Origin of the sequence: Streptomyces gelaticus (assembly GCF_014649535.1) — a bacterium.
In the GTDB taxonomy this organism is placed as follows: domain Bacteria; phylum Actinomycetota; class Actinomycetes; order Streptomycetales; family Streptomycetaceae; genus Streptomyces; species Streptomyces gelaticus.
On record NZ_BMTF01000005.1, the window covers coordinates 144,713 to 166,311 of the forward strand.

The 21,599-nt window shown below is 71.9% G+C and carries 17 protein-coding genes and 1 pseudogene; 7 read left to right on the plus strand and 11 right to left on the minus strand.

Annotation, left to right across the window (positions count from 1 at the left end; all coding sequences use genetic code 11):
• The 5 genes from IE107_RS09525 to IE107_RS09545 form a co-directional block, all read right to left on the minus strand.
• Window positions 1-2,934: an AfsR/SARP family transcriptional regulator gene (locus IE107_RS09525; RefSeq protein ID WP_189543149.1), complete on the minus strand. Its 2,934-nt coding sequence runs from the start codon at window positions 2,932-2,934 to the stop codon at window positions 1-3.
• A gap of 201 nt (window positions 2,935-3,135) precedes the next feature.
• On the minus strand, window positions 3,136-4,434 hold the full coding sequence (locus IE107_RS09530) for a M18 family aminopeptidase (protein WP_189543151.1): 1,299 nt from the start codon (window positions 4,432-4,434) through the stop codon (window positions 3,136-3,138).
• Window positions 4,435-4,494: 60 nt separating this feature from the next.
• Window positions 4,495-4,713: a hypothetical protein gene (locus IE107_RS09535; RefSeq protein ID WP_189543153.1), complete on the minus strand. Its 219-nt coding sequence runs from the start codon at window positions 4,711-4,713 to the stop codon at window positions 4,495-4,497.
• 86 nt (window positions 4,714-4,799) lie between these two features.
• On the minus strand, window positions 4,800-5,411 hold the full coding sequence (locus IE107_RS09540; RefSeq protein WP_229866792.1) for a Uma2 family endonuclease: 612 nt from the start codon (window positions 5,409-5,411) through the stop codon (window positions 4,800-4,802).
• A 116-nt stretch (window positions 5,412-5,527) separates the two neighbouring features.
• Window positions 5,528-7,354: an acyl-CoA dehydrogenase gene (locus IE107_RS09545; protein WP_189543157.1), complete on the minus strand. Its 1,827-nt coding sequence runs from the start codon at window positions 7,352-7,354 to the stop codon at window positions 5,528-5,530.
• A gap of 172 nt (window positions 7,355-7,526) precedes the next feature.
• Here IE107_RS09545 and IE107_RS09550 point away from each other — a divergent pair, with 172 nt between their 5' ends.
• From IE107_RS09550 to IE107_RS09560, 3 genes and pseudogenes are all read left to right on the plus strand, one after another.
• Window positions 7,527-7,967: an SseB family protein gene (locus tag IE107_RS09550; protein ID WP_189543159.1), complete on the plus strand. Its 441-nt coding sequence runs from the start codon at window positions 7,527-7,529 to the stop codon at window positions 7,965-7,967.
• Window positions 7,968-8,145: 178 nt separating this feature from the next.
• Window positions 8,146-8,871, plus strand: a pseudogene (locus tag IE107_RS09555) (pirin family protein); the annotation flags it as partial.
• A gap of 84 nt (window positions 8,872-8,955) precedes the next feature.
• Window positions 8,956-10,068 (plus strand): AI-2E family transporter, encoded by a 1,113-nt coding sequence (locus IE107_RS09560; RefSeq protein WP_189543161.1) that lies wholly within the window; start codon window positions 8,956-8,958, stop codon window positions 10,066-10,068.
• A 24-nt stretch (window positions 10,069-10,092) separates the two neighbouring features.
• On the opposite strand, the gene IE107_RS09565 is transcribed toward IE107_RS09560, so the two are convergent.
• Window positions 10,093-12,207, minus strand: a complete 2,115-nt coding sequence (locus IE107_RS09565; RefSeq protein WP_189543163.1) for an ATP-binding SpoIIE family protein phosphatase — start codon at window positions 12,205-12,207, stop codon at window positions 10,093-10,095.
• Window positions 12,208-12,433: 226 nt separating this feature from the next.
• Between IE107_RS09565 and aspS the strand changes: the two genes are divergently transcribed.
• Entirely contained in the window at window positions 12,434-14,251 is a 1,818-nt protein-coding gene (aspS, locus tag IE107_RS09570; protein WP_189543165.1) for an aspartate--tRNA ligase, read from the plus strand.
• Between the two features lie 140 nt (window positions 14,252-14,391).
• Here the strand turns inward: aspS and IE107_RS09575 are convergent, their stop codons facing one another.
• Genes IE107_RS09575 through IE107_RS09590 form a run of 4 tightly spaced genes read right to left on the minus strand, consistent with a single transcriptional unit; the run spans window position 14,392 to window position 17,982 of the window.
• The gene (locus IE107_RS09575) at window positions 14,392-15,585 is read right to left on the minus strand and encodes an ABC transporter permease (RefSeq protein ID WP_189543167.1); all 1,194 of its coding nucleotides are present in this window, start codon (window positions 15,583-15,585) and stop codon (window positions 14,392-14,394) included.
• On the minus strand, window positions 15,582-16,301 hold the full coding sequence (locus IE107_RS09580) for an ABC transporter ATP-binding protein (RefSeq protein ID WP_189543170.1): 720 nt from the start codon (window positions 16,299-16,301) through the stop codon (window positions 15,582-15,584). The genes IE107_RS09575 and IE107_RS09580 overlap by 4 nt, the downstream gene beginning before the upstream one ends.
• Window positions 16,298-17,377, minus strand: a complete 1,080-nt coding sequence (locus IE107_RS09585; RefSeq protein WP_189543172.1) for a peptidoglycan-binding protein — start codon at window positions 17,375-17,377, stop codon at window positions 16,298-16,300. The genes IE107_RS09580 and IE107_RS09585 overlap by 4 nt, the downstream gene beginning before the upstream one ends.
• Window positions 17,374-17,982, minus strand: coding sequence for a hypothetical protein (locus tag IE107_RS09590; protein WP_189543443.1), 609 nt, complete (start codon window positions 17,980-17,982; stop codon window positions 17,374-17,376). The genes IE107_RS09585 and IE107_RS09590 overlap by 4 nt, the downstream gene beginning before the upstream one ends.
• 213 nt (window positions 17,983-18,195) lie before the next feature.
• Here IE107_RS09590 and IE107_RS09595 point away from each other — a divergent pair, with 213 nt between their 5' ends.
• Genes IE107_RS09595 through IE107_RS09605 form a run of 3 tightly spaced genes read left to right on the plus strand, consistent with a single transcriptional unit; the run spans window position 18,196 to window position 20,941 of the window.
• On the plus strand, window positions 18,196-18,891 hold the full coding sequence (locus IE107_RS09595) for a response regulator (protein ID WP_189543174.1): 696 nt from the start codon (window positions 18,196-18,198) through the stop codon (window positions 18,889-18,891).
• Entirely contained in the window at window positions 18,888-20,453 is a 1,566-nt protein-coding gene (locus IE107_RS09600; RefSeq protein WP_229866794.1) for an ATP-binding protein, read from the plus strand. Before IE107_RS09595 ends, IE107_RS09600 begins: the two co-directional genes overlap by 4 nt.
• Window positions 20,450-20,941 carry a hypothetical protein gene (locus tag IE107_RS09605; protein WP_189543176.1) on the plus strand — a complete coding sequence of 164 codons (492 nt, stop codon included), beginning with the start codon at window positions 20,450-20,452 and terminating at the stop codon, window positions 20,939-20,941. Before IE107_RS09600 ends, IE107_RS09605 begins: the two co-directional genes overlap by 4 nt.
• Before the next feature lie 180 nt (window positions 20,942-21,121).
• Here the strand turns inward: IE107_RS09605 and IE107_RS09610 are convergent, their stop codons facing one another.
• Window positions 21,122-21,592: a hypothetical protein gene (locus IE107_RS09610; protein WP_189543178.1), complete on the minus strand. Its 471-nt coding sequence runs from the start codon at window positions 21,590-21,592 to the stop codon at window positions 21,122-21,124.
• Window positions 21,593-21,599: the final 7 nt, after the last annotated feature.

Here is a 21,599-nt window from a genome sequence, read left to right on the forward strand (position 1 = left end):
TCAGCCGTCGTCGCTGAGGCGGCGGACCGCCTCCTCGTACCGCTTGCGGTACTCCGGCTCGGCCGTCACCCGCAGCAGCGCCTGGAGGGCCCGCACCGCGCCCTCGTCGTAACCGGCGCGCTCCGCCTCCCCGGCCGCCCCGTCCAGCAGCCGGATCCCGTCGTCCTCCTCGCCCAGCGCCAGACGGGCCTCGCCGCTGGTGGTCAGCAGCAGCACCCGGCGGGCGGCCTCCTCGTGCTCGGGCCCCAGGTCGAGCGCGGTCCGGGCGGATGCGAGGGCTTCGTGCGGGCGGTTCGCGGTGAGCTGCATCCGGGCGAGGTGCTGGAGCGCCAGCATCTCGGTGTGCGCGTCCTGCTCCTCACGGGCCAGCTCGACGGCCCGCCCGCAGCCTTCCAGGGCCGTGTCGAGCTCCCCCTGCTCGGCCTGGACGACGGCGAGGTTGATCAGCGCGGTCGCCTCGCCGAGCCGGTCGCCGGCCTGCCGGGCCAGCACGGGCGAACGTTCCAGCAGGGCGAGGGCCTCGGCGGTCCTGCCCTCCTCGGTCAGCACCCAGCCCAGCAGGTTGAGCACCCGCGACTCGGCGTACGCGTCGTCGTGGGCGCGGGCGGAGTCCAGCGCCAGCTCCAGCAGCGGGGACCAGTTGTCCCGCACCCGCCACACCACCTGCGGCCACTGGAGCAGGATGATCCGCCACGCCCGGTCGTGGAGCCCGGCGGACCGGGCGGCGTCGGCGGCCAGCGCCAGATCGTCGCGTTCGGCCGCCAGCCAGTGCATCGCCGTCGCCCGGTCGACGAAGTCCCGCACGGCGACCGGGCGGTGGTAGTCCTCCGGCAGGACGAAGCAGGGCTCGCCGCCGGGCTCGGCCGTGTCGGCGGCGGCCAGCGCGGTGGCGATGTAGTGGTCGAGGACCCCGATGAGCGCCTCGGACCCGCCCTCGGGGTCCATGCCTCGGGCGTAGAGGCGCACCAGATCGTGCAGCACCCAGCGTCCGGGCGCCGTCTCGGTGACGAGATGCGCGGCGGCGAGCCGTTCCAGCGCCGCCGTGGCGACGACCGGGTCGGTGCCGGCGAGCGCGGCGGCCGTGTGCGGGTCGAAGTGGCTGCCGGGGTGGTGGCCGAGCCGGGCGAGCTGATGGACGGCGTCCTGTGGCAGCTGCTGCACGGTCAGCCGCAGCGCGGCCGAGACACCGGTGTCGTCGACGTCGAGGTACGTCAGCCGGCTGCGTTCGTCGGCGAGTTCGTCGGCGAGAGTGGCCAGCGTCCACGTCGGGCGCCCGGCCAGCCGGGCCGCGGTGACCCGGAGGGCGAGCGGCAGCCCGCCGCAGAGTTCGGCGAGCCGGCGGGCCGCGACCGGTTCGGCGAGCACCCGGTCCTCGCCGAGCACACCGGCCAGCAGGGCCGTGCCGTCCGTCGGTTCGAGCACGTCGAGCGGTACCGGACGGGCCGCGTCCGAGGCTATGAGGCCCTCCAGCCGGTGCCTGCTGGTGACCAGCGTGACGCAGTCGGTGCCGCCCGGCAGCAGTGGCCGGATGGTGGCGGAGTGGCGGGCGTTGTCGAGTACGACGAGCAGACGGCGCCGGTCGGTCAGGGCACGGAAGAGCGCGGCCGCGGCCGCGACGGACTCCGGGACGCGGCGGGGTGCGACGCCGAGCGCCAGCAGGAACTCGCGCAGGACCTCGATGAGCGCGGGCTCGCCGGTGTCGCTGAACCCGCGCAGATCGGCGAAGAGCCGGCCGTCCGGGAAGGCGGCCGGATTGCGGTGCGCCCATTGCAGGGCCAGCGCGGTCTTGCCCACCCCGGCCGGTCCGGTGACCAGGCAGACGGGGGCCTCGCCCGCCGCGGCCCGGGTGAGCGCGGCCAGTTCGGCGTTCCGCCCCTGGAAGCCGCGGGGCGCGCGGGGCAGCAGATCGGTGGGGTGCGGCTCGCCGGCCAGGGACGGCACGGGGAGGGGGCGGGGCGGTGCGGGGGCGGGTGCGCCGCCGGTGCCGCCGGGGAGGCCGGCCGGTTCGGCGGCGGGTTCCGCCGCCGGGCCGCCGTCCGTTCCGGTCCGCGGGTCCGCCCCCGGACGGGCCGCGGGCACGGTCCCGTTCCCGTAGCCGTTGCCGTCACCGCCGCCCGCCCGGACCGGCCCGCGGGCCGCGGCATCCTGTCCGCCGGGCGCGTTCCGTCCGCCCTCCCGCCCGGCGTCCGGCCCGGGGTCGCCGCGCAGGATCAGCGCGTACGCGTCGGCCAGTTCATGGCCGGGGTCGATCCCCAGCTCATCGGCGAGCAGCCGCCGCGTGCGGTGGAACCAGTCCAGCGCCTCCGACTGACGCCCCGCCCGGTACAGCGCCGTCATCAGGGCCGCCGCCAGCGACTCCCGCATCGGATGCGCGACGGCCTCCGCCCGCAGCACCGCCGCTGCCCGGTTGTGCTCCCCCAACGCCCCGTAGGCGACGGCCAGTTGCTCGACCGTCGCCAGCCGCGACTCCTCCAGCGAGTGCGCGGCGGCTTGGAGCGGCCGTCCGGTGAACGCGCCGCTGAGCGCCGGTCCCTGCCACAGGGACAGGGCCTCCTTGAGCATCAGTACCGCGTCGGCGGGGCTGCGCTGCTCCCGCGCCAGCGTCAGCAGTTCCTCGAAGCGCTGCGAGTCCAGCAGGGTCTCCGGCAGCCGCAGCACATACGCGTCGCCGAGGGTGATCAGCTCCACCCCGTACGCCTCCGCGTCCGCACCCACCAGCAGGGCGCGCAGCCGGGACACATGGCCCTGGATGACGCTGCGGGCGTGCAGCGGCGGTGTGTCGTCCCACAGTGAGTCCGTCAGCCTGGCGATGGAGACGGGGGTGTTGGCGGACAGCAGCAGCGCGGCGAGCAGACTGCGGCGCTTGGCGGGGCCGAGCGGCAGCGGCCCGGTGAACGTGTCGACGGAGACGGTGCCGAGCAGCCGGAACTCCACGAGCGGCTTCCCTTCCGGGCGGGATGCGCCCGGGGGCGGGCACGGGAAAGCCCCAGGATATCGGGGGTGCCGGGGGCCGACGACGGGCTGTGCCCGATCGGCGGGGCGCACGCAGCGGCCGCTGTGCGTCGACGGGCCGCGGGGCCGGAACGTCCCGCGCACCGGCCCGGTGGCCCGCCGACGGCCTCGCGGCGGCCGGGATCAGCCCGCCAGGAACGCCGCCAGCGCGTTGGCCAGCAGATACGGGTCGTCCGCCCCGCACAGCTCACGGGCGCTGTGCATCGACAGGATCGCCACACCGATGTCCACGGTCTGGATGCCGTGCCGGGCGGCGGTGATCGGGCCGATCGTGGTGCCGCACGGCATCGAGTTGTTGGAGACGAACGACTGCCACGGCACCCCCGCCTTCTGGCACGCCGCCGCGAACACGGCCCGGCCGCTGCCGTCGGTCGCGTACCGCATATTGACGTTGACCTTGAGGATCGGCCCACCGTTGGCCACCGGATGGTGGGTCGGGTCGTGGCGCTCGGCGTAGTTGGGGTGGACCGCGTGACCGGTGTCGGAGGAGAGGCAGATGGTCCCGGCGAAGGCGCGGGCGCGGTCCTCGTACGTCCCGCCGCGCGCGAAGACCGAACGCTCCAGGACCGTGCCGAGCAGCGGCCCGTCGGCGCCGGTGTCGGACTGCGAGCCGTTCTCCTCGTGGTCGAAGGCGGCCATGACCGGGATGTACGGGAGCTCCTCGTCCGGCTGTCCGGCGACCGCGCCGAGCGCGGCGGTCGCCGCGTGCACGGAGAGCAGGTTGTCCATCCGGGGCCCGGCCAGCAGCTCGCGGTCCCGGCCCAGGTAGGCGGGCGGCTCGACGGGGTGCGGCATCAGGTCCCAGCCGGTCACGTCCGCGGCGTCGACGCCGGCTTCCGCGGCGACGAACCGGATCAGGTCGCCCTCCTCGACGTCCCCGAGCCCCCAGATCGGCTGCATGTGCTTCTGCCGGTCGAGCTTGAGCCCGTCGGGGTTGGCCGACCGGTCCAGGTGCACGGCCAGCTGCGGTACGCGCAGCAGCGGCCGGTCGATGTTCACCAGCCGGTGGGTGCCGTCGCGCAGTGAGATCCGGCCGGCCAGGCCGAGGTCACGGTCGAGCCAGGTGTTGAGCAGCGTCCCGCCGTAGATCTCCACGGCGACCTGCCGCCAGCCGTACGCCCCGGTGTCGGGCAGCGGCTTGACCCGCAGGTTCGGCGAGTCGGTGTGCGCGCCCACGATCCGGAACGGGGTGTGCGCCTCGGCGCCCTCCGGCACGTACCAGGCGACGATCGCACCGCCGCGCAGGACGTACTTGCCTCCGCTGGTCCCGTCCCAGGCCGCGGTCTCCTCGACCTGCCGGAACCCGGCCTTCTCCAGCCGGGCGGCCGCGGTGGCCACGGCGTGGTACGGGGAGGGGGAGGCCATCAGGAAGGCCATCAGATCGTCGGTGTGACCGCGGTCGAAGCGGAGGGAGGAACTCATGTTCCTCACTGTAACGAGACCGGGCCGGGCGGCTTCACCGCCGTGGTGCGAGGGCACCGCTCACTGCCCCGGGAGGGCCGCCGAGGGCTTCTCGCCGTTCTGGGCCCGCTGGGCGCGCTCGGCGAACATGGCGGCGAACGCCTCGACCTCCTTGTCGGGAACGGCCGACTTGCCCTGGGTGCCGGTGCTGATGCCCAGTACGGTCGTCCCGACCCGGATCTGCACGATCGTGGCCGGTCCGCCCATGGTGCCGACCGGGGCGCGATTGGCCTCGCGCACCCTTGCCACCCATGAGTGATCCCGCCCCCTCCGGCTACCGGGCGTCCGATCCTGGAGAAGGCCGGTGCGGTGGGGTGTGACCAGGGCTACAGGCGGTCGATGCCGGTCAGGTCGATGTCGATGTCGTACGGGACGGAGAGCTTCAGCCGGTCGTGGTGGACGCCGGTGGAGGCGTATGCCCCGGTGACAGGGTCGTAGTCGTACGTCCACACGGCGGGCCGGTCGTGCGCACCGGTCATTTCGACCCGCCAGAAGTACGCGATGCCTGCGGCGGCGTACTTGTGTGGCTTGGTATCGCGGTCGCGGTCCTCGGAGTCGGGGGAGACAACCTCGACGACGAGCGTGACGTCGGCGGCCTCGTAGCGGGTCTGTCGAGGGCCTCCTACGCCGTCTGCCTTTACCACGAGGAGGTCCGGTTCCGGGACATTGCGCCTACCGAGCACGACAGCCATCTTCCGGCGTACCCGCAGATCATCGGGAACGTGCTGGCGCAGCCCCTGTTCCAGCAGATACATCGCCAGCGTGTGAAAGTTCCGCTGCGGACTCACGAAAACCAGGCTCCCGTCGATCAGCTCGGTGTGCGGCGGGAGGTCGAGCGTGAAGAATTCGTCCACGGTGTAGCCGCCGGCCGGCGGGACCGGCCACCTGGAGCCGTCCGGCTGGAGATGCAGCGAGTCGGCCAGTGCCTCGGCAGTCATGGTTCCTCCCATGGACGGGATTCTCGGACCTGCACTCAGCGTACCCAGCTGATACGACAGCACCGCCAGCCGAAAGCGTGTCCGGGTGGCGGTGCTATTGACGATCGCGGCGGGGGCTAGAACGCGGCCTCGTCCAGCTCCATCAGCGAGTTGTCGACGGACTCGGCGAGCGCGCGCTCGGTCGAGACGCCCGGCAGGACGTTCGCGGCGAAGAACTTCGCGGCGGCGATCTTGCCCTGGTAGAAGGCGGCGTCCTTCGCGGAGGCGTCTCGCAGCTTCTCGGCCGCGACGGCCGCGCCCTTGAGGAGGAGGTAGCCGACGACGACGTCGCCGGAGGCCATCAGCAGGCGGGTGGTGTTGAGGCCCACCTTGTAGATGTTCTTGACGTCCTCGCCGGTCGCGGTGAGGTCGGTGATCATCGTGCCGACGATCGCCTCCAGGTCCACGGCCGCCTTGGCGAGCGAGTCCAGCGCGCCGGCCAGCTCCTCGTTGCCCTGGGCGCCGGAGAGGAACTTCTTGATCTCCTCGGAGAGGGCGTTCAGCGAGGCACCCTGGTCGCGGACGATCTTCCGGAAGAAGAAGTCCTGGCCCTGGATCGCCGTCGTGCCCTCGTACAGCGTGTCGATCTTGGCGTCACGGATGTACTGCTCGATCGGGTACTCCTGGAGGTACCCGGAGCCGCCGAAGGTCTGGAGCGACTGCGCCAGCTGCTCGTAGGACTTCTCGGAGCCGTAGCCCTTGACGATCGGGAGCAGCAGGTCGTTGAGGCCGTGCAGCGCCTTCGCGTCCTCGCCCGCGGCCTCCTTCTCCTGGATCGCGTCCTGGACGGTGGCGGTGTACAGCACCAGGGAGCGCATGCCTTCCGCGTACGCCTTCTGCGTCATGAGGGAGCGGCGCACGTCGGGGTGGTGCGTGATGGTGACCTTGGGGGCGGTCTTGTCCATGAACTGCGACAGGTCGGTGCCCTGGACGCGCTCCTTGGCGTACTCCAGCGCGTTCAGGTAGCCGGTCGACAGGGTGGCGATGGCCTTCGTGCCGACCATCATGCGGGCGAACTCGATGATGCGGAACATCTGGCGGATGCCGTCGTGCTTGTCGCCGATCAGCCAGCCCTTGGCGGGGTGCTGGTCGCCGAAGGTCATCTCGCAGGTGTTGGACGCCTTGAGGCCCATCTTGTGCTCGACGTTCGTCGCGTACACGCCGTTGCGCTCGCCGAGCTCGCCGGTGGTCCAGTCGAAGTGGAACTTCGGGACCATGAAGAGCGAGAGGCCCTTCGTGCCGGGGCCTGCGCCCTCGGGGCGGGCCAGCACGTAGTGGATGATGTTCTCGGACATGTCGTGCTCGCCCGAGGTGATGAAGCGCTTCACGCCCTCGATGTGCCAGGAGCCGTCCTCCTGCTCGACGGCCTTCGCGCGGCCCGCGCCGACGTCCGAACCGGCGTCCGGCTCGGTCAGCACCATCGTCGAGCCCCACTGCTTCTCGACGGCGATCTCGGCGATCTTCTTCTGCGCCTCGTTGCCCTCGTCGAAGAGGATGCCGGCGAACGCCGGGCCCGAGGAGTACATCCAGACGGCCGGGTTCGAGCCGAGCAGCAGCTCCGCGTAGGACCAGATCAGGGAGCGCGGCGAGGTGGTGCCGCCGATCTCCTCGGGCAGGCCCAGGCGCCAGTACTCGGAGTCCATGAACGCCTGGTACGACTTCTTGAAGCTCGCCGGGACCGGCGCGGTGTTGGTCTCCGGGTCGAAGACCGGCGGGTTGCGGTCGGCGTCCGCGAAGGAGTCGGCCAGCTCGTTCTCGGCGAGGCGGTTGACCTCGTCGAGGATGCTCTTCGCCGTCTCGACGTCCATCTCGGCGAACGGGCCGGTGCCGTACGTCTTGTCGCGCCCGAGGACCTCGAAGAGGTTGAACTCGATGTCGCGGAGATTCGACTTGTAGTGCCCCATGGAAGGCTCCGTAATCAATAGCAGTGGCGCGCAGCGCCCCGGGGACGGGGTGCGGGCCGGGCGGGCGACGAGCTGGCGGTGCGTATATCAGCTGACCTCTCCGATGATGCTACCCGTCAGTAATAAGATGCAACCCCTCAAGGCCCCGATGTGTCCGATTACTCTTTGCGCTATGTACGGCTACGACCAGAACCCGGGTGCACAGCAGCAGATGGGTGGCGGCTACGGCGAGCAGCCGCTGTATCCCGAACCCTCGCCGCCGTCCCTGGGTGACGCGGTACGGGCCTTCACCACCGGCTCGCTGTCCGCCGAGGACTTCCAGCAGATCTTCGCGACGTCGAAGGTCTACTGCCCGCGCGGTGACAACCCCGGGTTCCTGGCGCTGCACAACACCCAGCAGCCGGTGATCCCGATGTTCACCACGCTCAAGGAGCTGCGGCTGTACGCGGGCAAGGAGTCCAAGTACTTCGTGATCACCGGCGCCGAGGTGATCGACCTGCTGCCGACCGGCTACGGCTTCGTCCTCGACATGGAGGGCGACCACCGCATGGTCTTCGACGCGAAGGCCGTGGAGCAGATGGTCGACTTCGCGATGCGCCGCATGTACGGCTGAGATCCGATCCTTCGCAAGGGCCCGCACCGTTCGGTGCGGGCCCTTTTTGTTGCTCCGGGCGGCTGAGGGAATGGGCGGCCCCTTGCATGATGTTCACCATTCAACTAAATTGAAGGCAGAACGATCCCGGAGGTGGACCCCATGCCCGCAGTGACTGTCGAAAACCCGCTGACCCTGCCCAAGGTCGCCGCCAAGGGCGACGCAGCGGACCACGTACCTGATCGACGGCACCTTCGTCCACCAGGACTCCAACGGCGGCGGCGGCACCATCCGCAACGGTGACACCCAGTGGATGACCGCCGGCTCCGGCCTCCTGCACATCGAGGCCCCGCCGGAGTCCCTCGTGATGTCGGGCGGCCTCTTCCACGGCCTCCAGCTCTGGGTGAACCTGCCCAGGGCCGACAAGATGATGGACCCCCGCTACCAGGACATCCGCGGCGGCCAGGTCCAGCTCCTCGCCTCCCCGGACGGCGGCGCGCTGCTCCGCGTCATCGCCGGTGAGCTCGACGGGCACGAGGGCCCCGGCATCACCCACACCCCGATCACGATGATCCACGCCACCGTGCGCCCCGGCGCCGAGGTGACCCTGCCGTGGCGCGAGGACTTCAACGGACTCGCGTACGTGCTGGCCGGCCGCGGCACCGCCGGTGCGGAGCGCCGCCCCGTCCACATGGGACAGACCGCGGTCTTCGGCGCCGGTTCCGCGCTGACCGTCCGGGCGGACGAGAAGCAGGACGGCAACGCCCCGGACCTGGAGGTCGTGCTGCTCGGCGGCCGTCCGATCCGGGAGCCGATGGCGCACTACGGACCGTTCGTGATGAACAGCCAGGCCGAACTGAAGCAGGCCTTCGAGGACTTCCAGGCCGGCCGCCTCGGCACCGTGCCCGCGGTCCACGGAATGTGACAGCTCCAGCCGGAGCGTGACAGACAGTCATTCATAAGGTCCCACAAGCGGGACATCACACCCGCGCCGTGATTGGGTGGGAGGGTGCAGAACCAGAAGCCCCTCCTGCCCGATGCCGCGCGACGCACAGCTGCGTGGTGCGCTGTTGTCCTCCTCGTCACCGGGGTCGCCGCAGTCGCCGTCTGGCTGTGCGTCGTCTTCAAGACCGCGGTCACCCCCGTGCTGCTCGCGCTGCTCGGTACGGCGCTGCTCGGCCCGGTGCACCGCTGGCTGACCGACCGCGGACTGAAGCGCTCGCTCGCCGCGGGGCTCACCTGCGCGCTGCTCGTCGCGGTGGTCGGCGGCGCCGGGTACATCGTCGTCACCGCGCTCGTCGACACCGGCGACCAGATCGTCCGCTCGCTGAAGGACACCGCGCAGTGGGTCGCCGACCACTTCGGGATCGGCAAACACACCAATGTGGACGACCTGGTGGCCAACGCCCGGAAGCTCGTCGAGAAGTTCGGCGCGAGCGCCGCGGGCGGGCTGCTCTCCGGGCTCAGCCTGATCGGCTCGCTCATCGCCACCAGCGTCCTGGCCCTCCTGCTGACCTTCTTCTTCCTGCGCGACTCCGACCGGGCCGCGCGGCTCGCCCACTCGGTGGCCCCGCGGGGTACCGGGGCGCTGGTCGAGGCGATGGGGCGGCGGGCCTTCGAGGCCGTCGAGGGCTTCATGCGGGGCACCACGTTCATCGCGCTGATCGATGCCTTCTGCATCACCATCGGCCTGCTGATCCTGCGTGTCCCCGGCGCGGTGGGGCTCGGTGCGCTGGTCTTCGTGGGTGCCTACATCCCCTACCTCGGGGCCTTCCTCTCGGGTGCCGTCGCGGTCCTGGTCGCGCTCGCCGACCGGGGGTTCGTGATCGCGCTCTGGGCGCTGGGGGTCGTGCTCGCCGTGCAGGTGCTGGAGGGCCATGTCCTCCAGCCGATGATCCAGAGCCGCACGGTGCAGATGCACCCCGCCATGATCATGATCGCGCTCACCGCGGGCGCCAGCGTGGCCGGGCTGCTGGGCATGCTGCTCGCGGTCCCGGTCTGCGCGGCGGCCTTCGGCGTGCTCGGCGAACTGCGCGGCGGCCGTCCGGGGCCTCCGTCCGGGGGCGGGGGCGGCGGCGAGGGCGGGGACGAACAGCCGCCCGGTGCCGCGGCCGGGGCCTGAGGCCCGGTTCGGCCTCCGCCCGGTTCAGCCCGCGGCCGCGCCCGCCGCCCCGGCCTCCGGCCCCGACTCGTTCAGCTCGAACCAGATCGACTTCCCCGCGCCCCGCGGATCCACCCCCCACGCGTCGGCGAGCATCTCCATCAGCACCAGGCCCCGGCCGCTGGAGGCCATCTCCCCGGGGCGCCGCTTGTGCGGCAGCTCGTCGCTGCCGTCCGACACCTCCACGCGCAGCCGCCGCCCGCCGTGCTCCCCCGTCGCCTGCGCGAGCATCAGCGCGTCCCCGTCCGTGTGGACGAGGACATTGGTGGCCATCTCGGAGATCATCAGCACCGCCGCGTCGACCTGCTCCGGATCCGCCCAGTCGTGCAGCAGGTCCCGCAGCTGCTGCCGGGCCGCCGCGATCCGCTGCGGCTCGGCCTGGGCGATGGTCAGCGCGATGCGCCGCGGCGCGGGCCGACGCCCGGTCCCTCCGTCGCACCGGAGCAGGAGCAGCGCGATGTCGTCCTCCCGGCGGTCCGCCAGCGGCCCCGTCGTGTAGTGCGACGTCGGCCCGTGCACGGCCTGCACCAGGGCGTCGGCGAGCTTCTCCAGGTCGGTGGTGTGCTGCTCCAGGACGGGGCGCAGCCGGTCCCAGCCGGAGAACATGTCGTGGCCGCCGGTCTCGATCAGCCCGTCCGTGCAGAGCATGATCGTTTCTCCGGGTTCCAGGGTGAGCCGGCTCGTCGGATAGTCGGCGTCCTCGTCGATGCCGAGCGGCAGTCCGCCCTCGGTCTGGCGGATCACCGCGGTCCCGTCGGCGGTGGTCACCACGGGGTCGGGGTGGCCGGCCCGCGCGATGTCCAGGGTGCCGGTCTCCGGGTCGACCTCCGCGTAGAGACAGGTCGCGAAGCGCGGCCCGGTCGCCTCCCCGTTCTCGTACGCGTCCGTCAGCCCGGACAGGAAGCGCGAGGCGCGCGAGAGCACCGCGTCCGGACGGTGACCCTCGGAGGCGTACGCGCGCAGGGCGATCCGCAACTGCCCCATCAGCCCGGCGGCCCGCACGTCGTGGCCCTGGACGTCACCGATGACGAGGGCGACACGGCCGTTGGGGAGCGGGATCATGTCGTACCAGTCGCCGCCGACCTGGAGGCCGCCGCCGGTCGGTGTGTAGCGGGCGGCGACCGTCATCCCCGGGATGTCGGGGCCGAGCGTCGGCATCATCGAGCGCTGGAGTCCCAGCGACAGCTCCCGCTCGGTCTCGGCGACCCCGGCGCGGGTCAGTGCCTGCGCGAGCATCCGCGCCACGGTCGTCAGTACGGACCGCTCGTCCGGCGAGAACGACACCGGGTGTTTGAAGCCCGCCATCCAGGCGCCCATGGTGTGCCCCGCGACGATCAGTGGCAGGAAGGCCCAGGACCGGCGCCCGAAACGGCTGGCGAGCGGCCAGGTGACCGGGTAGCGGCGGCTGTAGTCGTCGGGCGACGGCAGATAGATCGCCCGCCCCGTCCGCACCACCTCGGCGGCCGGGTAGTCGGTCTCCAGCGGCATATCGGTGAACGGGCCCTCGTCGCCCGTGCTGTGCCCGTGGTGCCCGATGACCGTCAGCCGCTCGCCCGCGACGCCGAAGACCGCCAGGCCGTCCGGTGAGAAGCCCGGCATGGAGAGCGAGGCGGCGACCCGCAGCACCTCCGCGGTCGACCTGGCCTCGGCCAGGGCCCGGCCCGCGTCCAGCAGGAAGGCCTCGCGGGAGCGGCGCCAGTCGCCGGTGATGGGGGTGTGTGCCCCGGTGGTCCCGGGCTGCGGCTCGGCGACCTCCTGGAGGGTGCCGACCAGTATGTAGTCCGCGTCCTTCGTCACGTCGGCCGGGAGCGGCCGGGAGCGGCTGCGTACCGTGCGCAGCACCCGGCCGTTCCCGTCCACGATGCGCAGCCGGGCCTCGGCGAGGGTGCCTTCGGCGCGTGCGAGATTCACCACCCCGTCGATCTCGTTCCAGTCGACGGGGTGGAATCGGGAACGCACCGCGGACTCGCGGAAGACACCGGCCGCGGCGGGCAGCTCCAGCAGCCGGGCCGCCTCCGCATCGAGCGTGACGGTCCCGGCAGCGTTGTCCCAGCGCCACAGACCGGTCGCGGTCGCGGCCAGGACGTCCTCGATGCGCATTGCCCCACTTTAAGAAGATCTGCTCTGCTGACGCCACCGAGGGCGGCCGCTCAGGAGTCGACGGGGAGGAGTCGGGAGGAAATGGAGAGAGTCCGGTGGGTCCTGTGAAGCGTCCGCCGGGCCCTGGATGATCTTGAAATGTCAATGTCAATGATTCGGTGCGGGTGCGGGCGGTAGCCTGGGGAGGCTGAATCCACCCCGAACCGCGAAGACTGGATGAACGACGATGCATCGGTACAGGTCCCACACCTGCGGCGAGCTCCGCGCCTCTGACGTCGGTACCGACGTCCGACTGAGCGGCTGGCTGCACAATCGCCGAGACCTGGGCGGCATCCTCTTCATCGATCTGCGCGACCACTACGGTCTGGTGCAGCTCGTCGCCCGCCCCGGCACCCCCGGCAACGAGGCGCTGGCGAAGCTCACCAAGGAGACCGTCGTACGGATCGACGGCAAGGTCTCCGCGCGCGGCGCCGACAACGTCAACCCGGAGCTTTCGACCGGCGAGATCGAGATCGAGGTCACCGAGGTCGAGGTGCTGGGCGAGGCCGCCCCGCTGCCCTTCACGATCAACGCCGAGGACGGGGTCAACGAGGAGCGACGCCTGGAGTACCGCTTCCTCGACCTGCGCCGCGAGCGCATGCACCGCAACATCATGCTGCGCTCGGCGGTCATCGCCGCGATCCGCGCCAAGATGGTGGCCCTCGGCTTCAACGAGATGGCGACCCCGATCCTCACCGCGACCTCCCCCGAGGGCGCCCGTGACTTCGTCGTCCCGTCCCGTCTGAACCCGGGCAAGTTCTACGCCCTGCCCCAGGCTCCGCAGCAGTTCAAGCAGCTGCTGATGATCTCCGGCTTCGACCGCTACTTCCAGATCGCGCCGTGCTTCCGCGATGAGGACGCCCGCGCGGACCGTTCGCCGGGCGAGTTCTACCAGCTCGACGTCGAGATGTCGTTCGTCGAGCAGGAGGACGTCTTCCGGCCGATCGAGAAGCTGATGACCGAGCTCTTCGAGGAGTTCGGCAACGGCCGCCACGTCACCTCGCCGTTCCCGCGCATCCCCTTCCGCGAGTCGATGCTGAAGTACGGCAACGACAAGCCCGACCTGCGCGCCAAGCTGGAACTGGTCGACATCTCCGACGTCTTCGCCGACTCGGAGTTCAAGGCGTTCGCCGGCAAGCACGTCCGCGCGCTTCCGGTGCCGGACACCGCCGGCCAGTCCCGGAAGTTCTTCGACGGCCTCGGCGACTACGCCGTGCAGCACGGTGCCAAGGGCCTGGCCTGGGTCCGCGTCGGCGAGGACGGCACCCTGGCGGGTCCGATCGCCAAGTTCCTCACCGAGACCGACGTCAAGACCCTCACCGAGCGTCTCTCCCTCGTTCCCGGCCACGCCGTCTTCTTCGGCGCGGGCGAGTTCGGCGAGGTCTCCAAGATCATGTCCGCCGTCCGCGTCGAGGCCGCCAAGCGCGCCGGCCACTTCGAGGAGGGCGTCTTCCGGTTCTGCTGGGTCGTCGACTTCCCGATGTACGAGAAGGACGAGGACACCGGAAAGATCGACTTCTCCCACAACCCCTTCTCGATGCCCCAGGGCGGCATGAAGGACCTGGAGGAGAAGGACCCGCTGGACATCCTCGCCTGGCAGTACGACATCGTGTGCAACGGCATCGAGCTGTCCTCCGGCGCCATCCGAAACCACGAGCCCGACGTGATGCTCAAGGCGTTCGAGATCGCCGGCTACGACCGCGAGACCGTCGAGCACGAGTTCGCGGGCATGCTCCGCGCCTTCCGCCTCGGCGCCCCGCCGCACGGCGGCATCGCCCCGGGCGTGGACCGCATCGTGATGCTGCTGGCCGACGAGCCCAACATCCGCGAGACGATCGCCTTCCCGCTCAACGGCAACGCCCAGGACCTGATGATGGGCGCCCCGACGGAGCTGGACGAGACCCGTCTGCGCGAGCTGAACATCCAGCTCCGCAAGCCGGCCGCGCCGACGAAGGAAAAGGCGGACGCCAGGGACTCCGTGGCGAGGGACACCGGCGCGAAGTAAGAGCGTCCGGCGGTAGGCCTCGCGGCGTCGCGGGGCTGCCTATCGCCGGACGCTCTGAGCGTCGACGGTTCCGCTTCGGTTCCACGTGAAACATCCCCCGGCCGACCCCGGCCGGGGGATGTTTCATGTCCGGGGTCCTCTCACGTCGCGTTCAGGGCCACCGTCGGGTGGAGACGGGAGGCGCGGATCGCCGGGTAGAGGCCCGCGACCACGCCGATCAGGAGCGTGGCGGCCAGCCCGCCCGCCAGGGACCAGGGCGGGACCACCGCCGTCCACCCCTGGAACCATGCGAATCCGTACGTCGTCGCCGCGCCCAGCAGCGCGCCCGCCGCCCCGCCCAGCGCCGACAGCAGCAGCGACTCGGTCAGGAACTGGAGCCGGATCGCACCCCGGGTCGCGCCCAGCGAGCGGCGCAGGCCGATCTCCTGGCGGCGCTCCAGGACGGAGATGACCATGGTGTTGGCGACGCCCACACCGCCGACCAGGAGGGCCACCGCGCCCAGGCCGAGCATCAGGGTCGTCAGGCCCTCGTCGGTGGCGGCCTTGGCGGCCAGCGCGTCCGAGGGCCGGGAGACCTTGATGCCCATCTCGTTGCCGGGGCTGATGGTGCGGGCCAGGACCGCCCGTACGTCCGCCACCGAGGCGTCCGTGGAGCGCTCGAAGACCGTGGTGGGGTGGCCGTCGAAGCCGAAGTAGCGCTCGGCGGCGGGGAATCCGACCATGGCCACCCGGTCCAGATTGGGGACCAGTTCGAGCGGTTCGAGGATGCCGACGACGGCCACGCGGGTGTCGTTCATCATGATCGTCTCGCCGGTGCGGGTGATGCCGAGGCGCTCCGCCGCCACCGCGCCGAGCACCGTCGTCGGGAGCCGTTCGCCGGCCGGGGTCAGCCAGGTGCCCCTGTCGACCTCGCCGCCGAGCGCGGCGAGCAGGTCGGTGCGGACCGCCTGGGCGGTGACGCCCGCGGTGCGCTCCTCGGGCACCACGTCGCTGCGGCGGATACGGGCGTCGATGTCGGCACTGGCCGTGGCGTGCCGCACCGGGCCGATGCGCTCGACCATCGCGACCGCGTTCCTGGGGAGCTTGATCTCCTGCCCCATGGCGTCCTTGCCCGCCTCGGCGGTGAGCAGATTGGTGCCGAGGCGGTCGAGCCGGGCCATCAGGTCCGCGCGGCTCGACTCGGACAGCCCGACGACCGCGACCATGGTCGCGATGCCGATGGCGATGCCGAGCGCCGAGAGCACCACACGCGCACGCCGCGCGCGCAGGCCGACCGAGCCGACGCGCAGGACGTCACGGGGGGAGAGGCGGGCGGGCCTGAGGCCGTCCTTCATGAGCCGGCCTCTTCCGTACGCGAGTCGAAGGGCACGCCGCAGCGCAGGTCCGAGACGATCTCGCCGTCCCTGAAGCGGATCCGGCGCGGCAGCGAGTCCGCGATCTCGTTGTCGTGGGTGATCACGCAGACGGTGGTGCCGGACGCGTTCAGCTCGTGCAGCAGCTCCATGACGACCCCGCCGGACGCGGTGTCCAGCGCGCCGGTCGGTTCGTCGGCCAGCAGCAGCCGGGGATCCCCCACCAGGGCGCGGGCGATGGCCACCCGCTGCTTCTCGCCCCCGGACAGCTCGTTCGGCGTGTGCGAGCCGCGATGGTCCAGCCGCACCCTGGCGAGCGCCTCCCGCGCACGGGCGCGCCGCTCCTTCAGCGGGACGCCCGCGTACAGCAGCCCGTCGGCGACGTTGTCCACGGCGTCGCGCCCCGCCGCCAGGTGGAAGTGCTGGAAGACGAAGCCGATGTGGCGGGCGCGCAGCGCGGAGAGCCGGGAGTCGGAGAGCCCGGACACGTCGTACCCGGCTACCCGGACGGTGCCCGTGGTGGGCTTGTCGAGGGTGCCCATGATGTTGAGCATGGTGGACTTGCCGGAGCCGGACGGGCCGACGACGGCGAGGAGTTCGCCCTCCTCGACGGTGAGGCTCACGCCGCGCAGGGCATGGACGCCGCCGGGGTACGACTTGCCGGCGTCCCGCAGTTCGATGACCGGGGCCGGGGTCATGACTTCGCCACTCCGACCTTCAGGCCCTCGCGCACATCCGGTCCGGAGACCTCGATCTGCCCGTCGGCGGTCATGCCCGTCTCCACCCGCACCATCCTCGACGTGGTGCCCTCGACGACCTGGAGGCCGTAGCCGCCGTCCTCGCCGCGCAGTGCGACGACCGCCTCGACGGGGACCGCGAGGACCCCTTTGTGCGCCTCGCTGACGAACTTCACGCTCGCCGGTGCCCTGGTGTCCTCGCCGGACGCGGTGCCCGCCCCGCCGTCCAGGACGATCTCGACGGTGATGCCGTCCTCGGCGCCCGTTTCGCCCCCGTCCGCGGACGCCTCGGGACGCACCGTCCCGGCGACGTGGCCGGCCGCGGTCTTCCCGCTCGGCAGGGTGACCTCGACCTTGGTGCCCCGTGAGGTGAGCGCGCCGTCGCTCTGGTCGAGCTGCGCCCGCACGACGGGCTTGGTTGAGGCGACGGTCAGGACCGGCCCGTCCGGGCCGACCTGGTCGGCGAGCGCCGCGTCGGCGGAGACCACCTTGACAGGGCCGGGCTGGAAGACGACGTCGCCCCTGCCGACCCTGCCGGTGGGGTCGCGGTTCAGGGACTTCTGCCACTGCTTGACGGCGGCCGCGGTGTCCTCGTCGTACCGGACGTCGACGTACAGCCGCGACCCGTACCCCAGGTCACGCAGATTGCGCTCCAGCTGGAGTACGTCGCTGCCCCGGTCGCCGGCCTTCATCTCGCGGAACATCGGGACCGGCCCGTAGAGGAGGGTGACGGGTTTGTCGTTCAGCTCGTACAGCGCCTGCCCCATGGTGAGTGTCTTCCCCTCGGGGGCGGCGACCGTGACGGTGCCCTCGACGGCGGACTTGACGGCGCGGCGCTGCGCGAAGTCGAGCCGGCCGTCGACCGTCTTGGACTGCACGAGGTCGGTGCGTACGACGGCCGCGGTGGCGGGCGGCAGATCGCCGCTCCTCCCGGAGGCGCCCGCGTCCCCGCCGCCACCGAGGAGCAGGACGCCTCCGGCGACGGCGGCGGCGACGCTCACCGCGCCGAGCGCGAGGAGTGCGGAGCGGCGTTTCACTGCATGCCCTCCACGCTGTCGATCAGCTTCGACCGGCAGGCCTCACGGGCCTTCTTGTACGTCGGCGACTCGGGGTCGAGGACCGGGGACGCCGGGTTCGGGTCGCCGCCCGGCTGGGCGTGGCCGCCGCTCATGGTCGGGTTGGTGAACCGGGAGACACCGTTGTCCCGCATGCACTTGGCGTGCGCGAGCATCGACTCGTACCCCTTCTGCTCGTCGCGCTCGGGCTCGACGGCGAGGGCGGCCTGCATCTCGGGGGCGCAGACCTGGTTCTTCCCGCCCTTGTACGCCTCGTTCTGGCCCGGCTGGGAGGCGATCTTCTCGACCTTCACCCAGTCGAGATAGCCGCTGAGCTTGGGGTCGGGGAAGTCCTTGTAGCCGCCCTTGGCGCGCATGCACTGGACGTACTTCATCTGGGCGTCGTAGAAGGCGCTCTTGCCCGCGGGCGGGGCGCTCGGCTTGTCCGCGTCCTTCGTGGCGCCCGACGCCTGCGTCCGCGGTACGTCGGCGATCGCGTCGTCCTTCTTCGTGCCGCCCGTGCCGTCGTCCGCGCCGCCGCAGGCGACGGAGAGGGCGAGTACGGGCAGGGCCACGAGGGCGGCCATGCGAAGCCCGGCGGCACAGGCGTTCGGGCGGTGGTTCGGGCGGTCGTTCGCGGTGCGGTTCGTCCTGAGGAAGGTCATGTGCCGCACGCTCGCCGTCGCAGATGATGGCCCGTCCATGGCCACATGATGGGAACGTAACAATGCCCCCGGCCTGCACATCCGCCCCCGTGCACAGCAGACGGGAACGGTCCGGGCGTGCCCATAATCGGCCTCATGCCGCATGTGTTGCTCATCGAGGACGACGCGTCCGTACGGGACGGGATGGAGCTCGTGCTGCGCCGGCACGGGTACGGCGTGGACACCGCCGCCACCGGCGAGCAGGCCCTCGCCCTGCTGGCCGGGGAGCGTGGCGCCCGGGTCGAACTGGCCGTGCTGGACCTGATGCTGCCCGGCATGGACGGCTTCGAGGTGTGCCGCCGCATCCGCGCCCGCTCGGCGACCCTGCCGATCATCATGCTGACCGCGCGCGGCGACGACCAGGACATCGTGGCGGGCCTGGAGGCGGGCGCCGACGACTACGTCGTCAAGCCGGTCACCGCCCCCGTCCTGGAGGCCCGCATCCGGGCCGCGCTGCGGCGCGCGGAACCGTCCGCACCGGCGCAGGGGGCGGGCGGCGATCTCGCCGGGCTGGTGATCGACCGCGCCGGGCTGACCGTCACCAAGCACGGCACCCCCGTTCCGCTGCCGCCCACCGAACTGAGGCTGCTGCTGGAGCTCTCGGCCTCACCCTGCCGTGTCTTCAGCCGCGAACAGCTCCTCGCATCCGTCTGGGACCACACCTTCCTGGGCGACTCCCGGCTGGTGGACGCGGCGGTCGGCCGGCTGCGCGCCAAGCTGGAGGACGTAGCGTCCAAGCCCCGCTACGTCCAGACGGTGCGGGGCTTCGGCTACCGCTTCGGGCCGCTGTGAGCCGTACGGATCGCGCCGGGCGCCCCGCCGCCCCGAAGGGACGCTCGCGGTACCTCGTCGGCGGGCTGCGCACCCGGCTCGTCGTCACCTTCGTCGTCGTCGCCCTCATCAGCGCGGTGACCGCGACCGCTCTCGCCTACCGGGACGCCCGCACCGCCGTCCTCCAGCGCACCCAGAACGCGGCCGTGAACGACCTCCGGGCGCGGGTCGGCGCGGTGGCCGCCGACTTCGACGTACCGCCCGACCAGCGGTCGCTGTCCCGGTTCGCGGCGAAGGTGTCCGAGGGAATCGGCGGGAAGATCGTGGTCGCCCGCTACCAGGATCTGTCCGCCGTCTCCGACTCGCTCGCCGACACCACGTCGCGGATCACCGCCGAGCTGCGCGCCGCCGTGATGACCGGCGACGACGCCAAGTTCCAGCGGGTGCAGTGGCAGGGCATGCCCTATCTGGTCGTCGGCATGCCCGTGACGTACGCCGACGGCGACCGCAGCACCTCCGGCCTGGAGGTCTACGCGATCACCGATCTGCGGGCCGAGCGCGACGACACGGCCGCGCTGCTGGACTCCGTACGGGCGGGCATCGTGCCGGTGGTGCTGCTGGCCGCCGTCCTCGCGCTGCTGGCCGCCGGGACGGTGCTGCGTCCGGTACGGAAGCTGGGCCGGGCCACCCGCGAGCTGGCGGCCGGGGACCTCGGCAGCCGGGTCGTCGTCACCGGGCACGACGAACTGGCCGACCTGGCACGGACGTTCAACGAGACCGCAGACGCGCTCCAGGCGTCCGACGCGGATCTGCGCGAGCAGGAGGCGAAGGCGCGCCGCTTCGTGGCGGACGTGTCGCACGAACTGCGCACACCCCTCGCGGCGATGACGATGGTGGCGACGGTGCTGGAGGAGGACGCCGACCAGCTGCCGCCGGACGCGGCCCGGGCGGCCCGTACCGTCGGCGCGGAGACGGCCCGGCTGTCCCGTCTGGTCGAGGACCTGATGGAGATCTCCCGCTTCGACGCCGGGGCGGCCCGGCTGAACGCGGCGGAGACCGACCTCGCCGACACCGTACGGGCGTCGCTGGCGCTGCGCGGCTGGACGGACCGGGTACGGACGGAGCTCGACGAGGGTGTACGGGCGGTGGTCGACCGGCGCCGCATCGACGTGATCGTCGCGAACCTGGTGGGCAATGCGCTGCGGCACGGCGCCCCGCCGGTCACCGTGACCCTCACGACGGCTCTCGCGGCGGGCGGCGAGTGGGTGGTGCTGTCCGTCGCCGACCACGGCCCGGGGCTGCCGCCGGGGGTGGGGGAGCGGGTCTTCGACCGGTTCTACAAGGCGGACGCGGCCCGCACCCGCGGCGCGGCCGACGACAGCGGACAGGGCAGCGGCCTGGGCACGGCGATCGCGCTGGAGAACGCCCTCCTGCACGGCGGCACGATCGAGGCGGCCAACGCGGCCAACGCGGCCAACGCGGCGGGCGCGGCGGGCGCGGCGGGCGCGGCCGGTGGACCGGGGCACGGCGCGGTGTTCACCCTGCGGCTGCCCCTGCGACGTACGGGAGAGGACACGGAGTGAAGCTCCGACAGGGCATCGCGGTCGCCGCGCTGGGGGCCGCCCTCGTGGGCTGCGGCGTCCAGCCGACCGGGGTGATAGGCGCGGGCGAGCCCGCGTCCGGTCTGACGCGCGGTATGCGGCTGTACTACGCGTCGGCGAGCGGGCTGCGCGCGGTGCCGCTGATCGACCAGGAGGTCAAGGACCTCGACAGCGTGCTGAAGCTGCTCGGCGCGAGGATGCCGCCCGCCGATCAGGGCGGGCTCACCTCCCTGGTCCACCTCGGCGGCTACTCGGCGACCGGCTCGGGCACCCGGGTCACGGTGCGGCTGGAGGGCCTGTACGCGGAGTCGGGACGCGACCTGGGCACAGGTCAGCTGGTGTGCACGCTGGCGCGCGCCCAGTCCGTACTCGAACCGAAGGTCAGGACCGACGACGTCGAGGTCACCCTGCGCCCGTCCGAGGGCCCCGCGCTGGGCCCCTACCGGTGCGCGGAGTTCCTCGACGGGTGAGCCGCGGACGGGGACGAGGCAGCACTTGTGACCGCGAACCGGTGTCGGACGAATACGCTACGCCCCGGATCCTCGCCCCTCAGGCGTTGCCCCCAGCTCCGCCAGGATCCCCTCCGCTGCATGGGCTACACCAGGGCCACAGCCGGAGAGTGCGTCCGCGCCCCCTCGTGGGTGCTTGGGTCAGCCGGGCACGGACTTCGACGGGCCGGTGCCGTCGGACGGCTCACCCGTCTCGGCCGGCGTCTTTCCGCTCCGGTCCTGCTCCGGCGCCGGCAAAACGGTGAGGTACCACTTGCCGCCGTCGCGGGTGATGGTGAGACTCTCGCTGTAGTCGGCGCCCTTGTTGTCCTTGGCGGTGATTTTCGCGGACCCGACATCGGGACCGAGATCGTAGTCGATCCGGATGTCGTCGACCACGAGGCCGCGGCCGCCCTTCTCCTCGATGACCTTCTCGGCATCCCGCTCAGCAGCCGGGCCGGTTGCCCCGTCCAGCTTCAACAGAGCTTCCGTATCACGTTCGTTGAGCGCGGTGATGTACGCCTCGACCGTCTCGCGGTCACTGCCTGCCTTCGGCTCGGAGTCGCCGCTGTTGCACCCGGCCAGGCCGAGCAGGGCGGCGAGGGCGACGCCGGCGAAGTAGCGCCTGTTCATGTTTCCC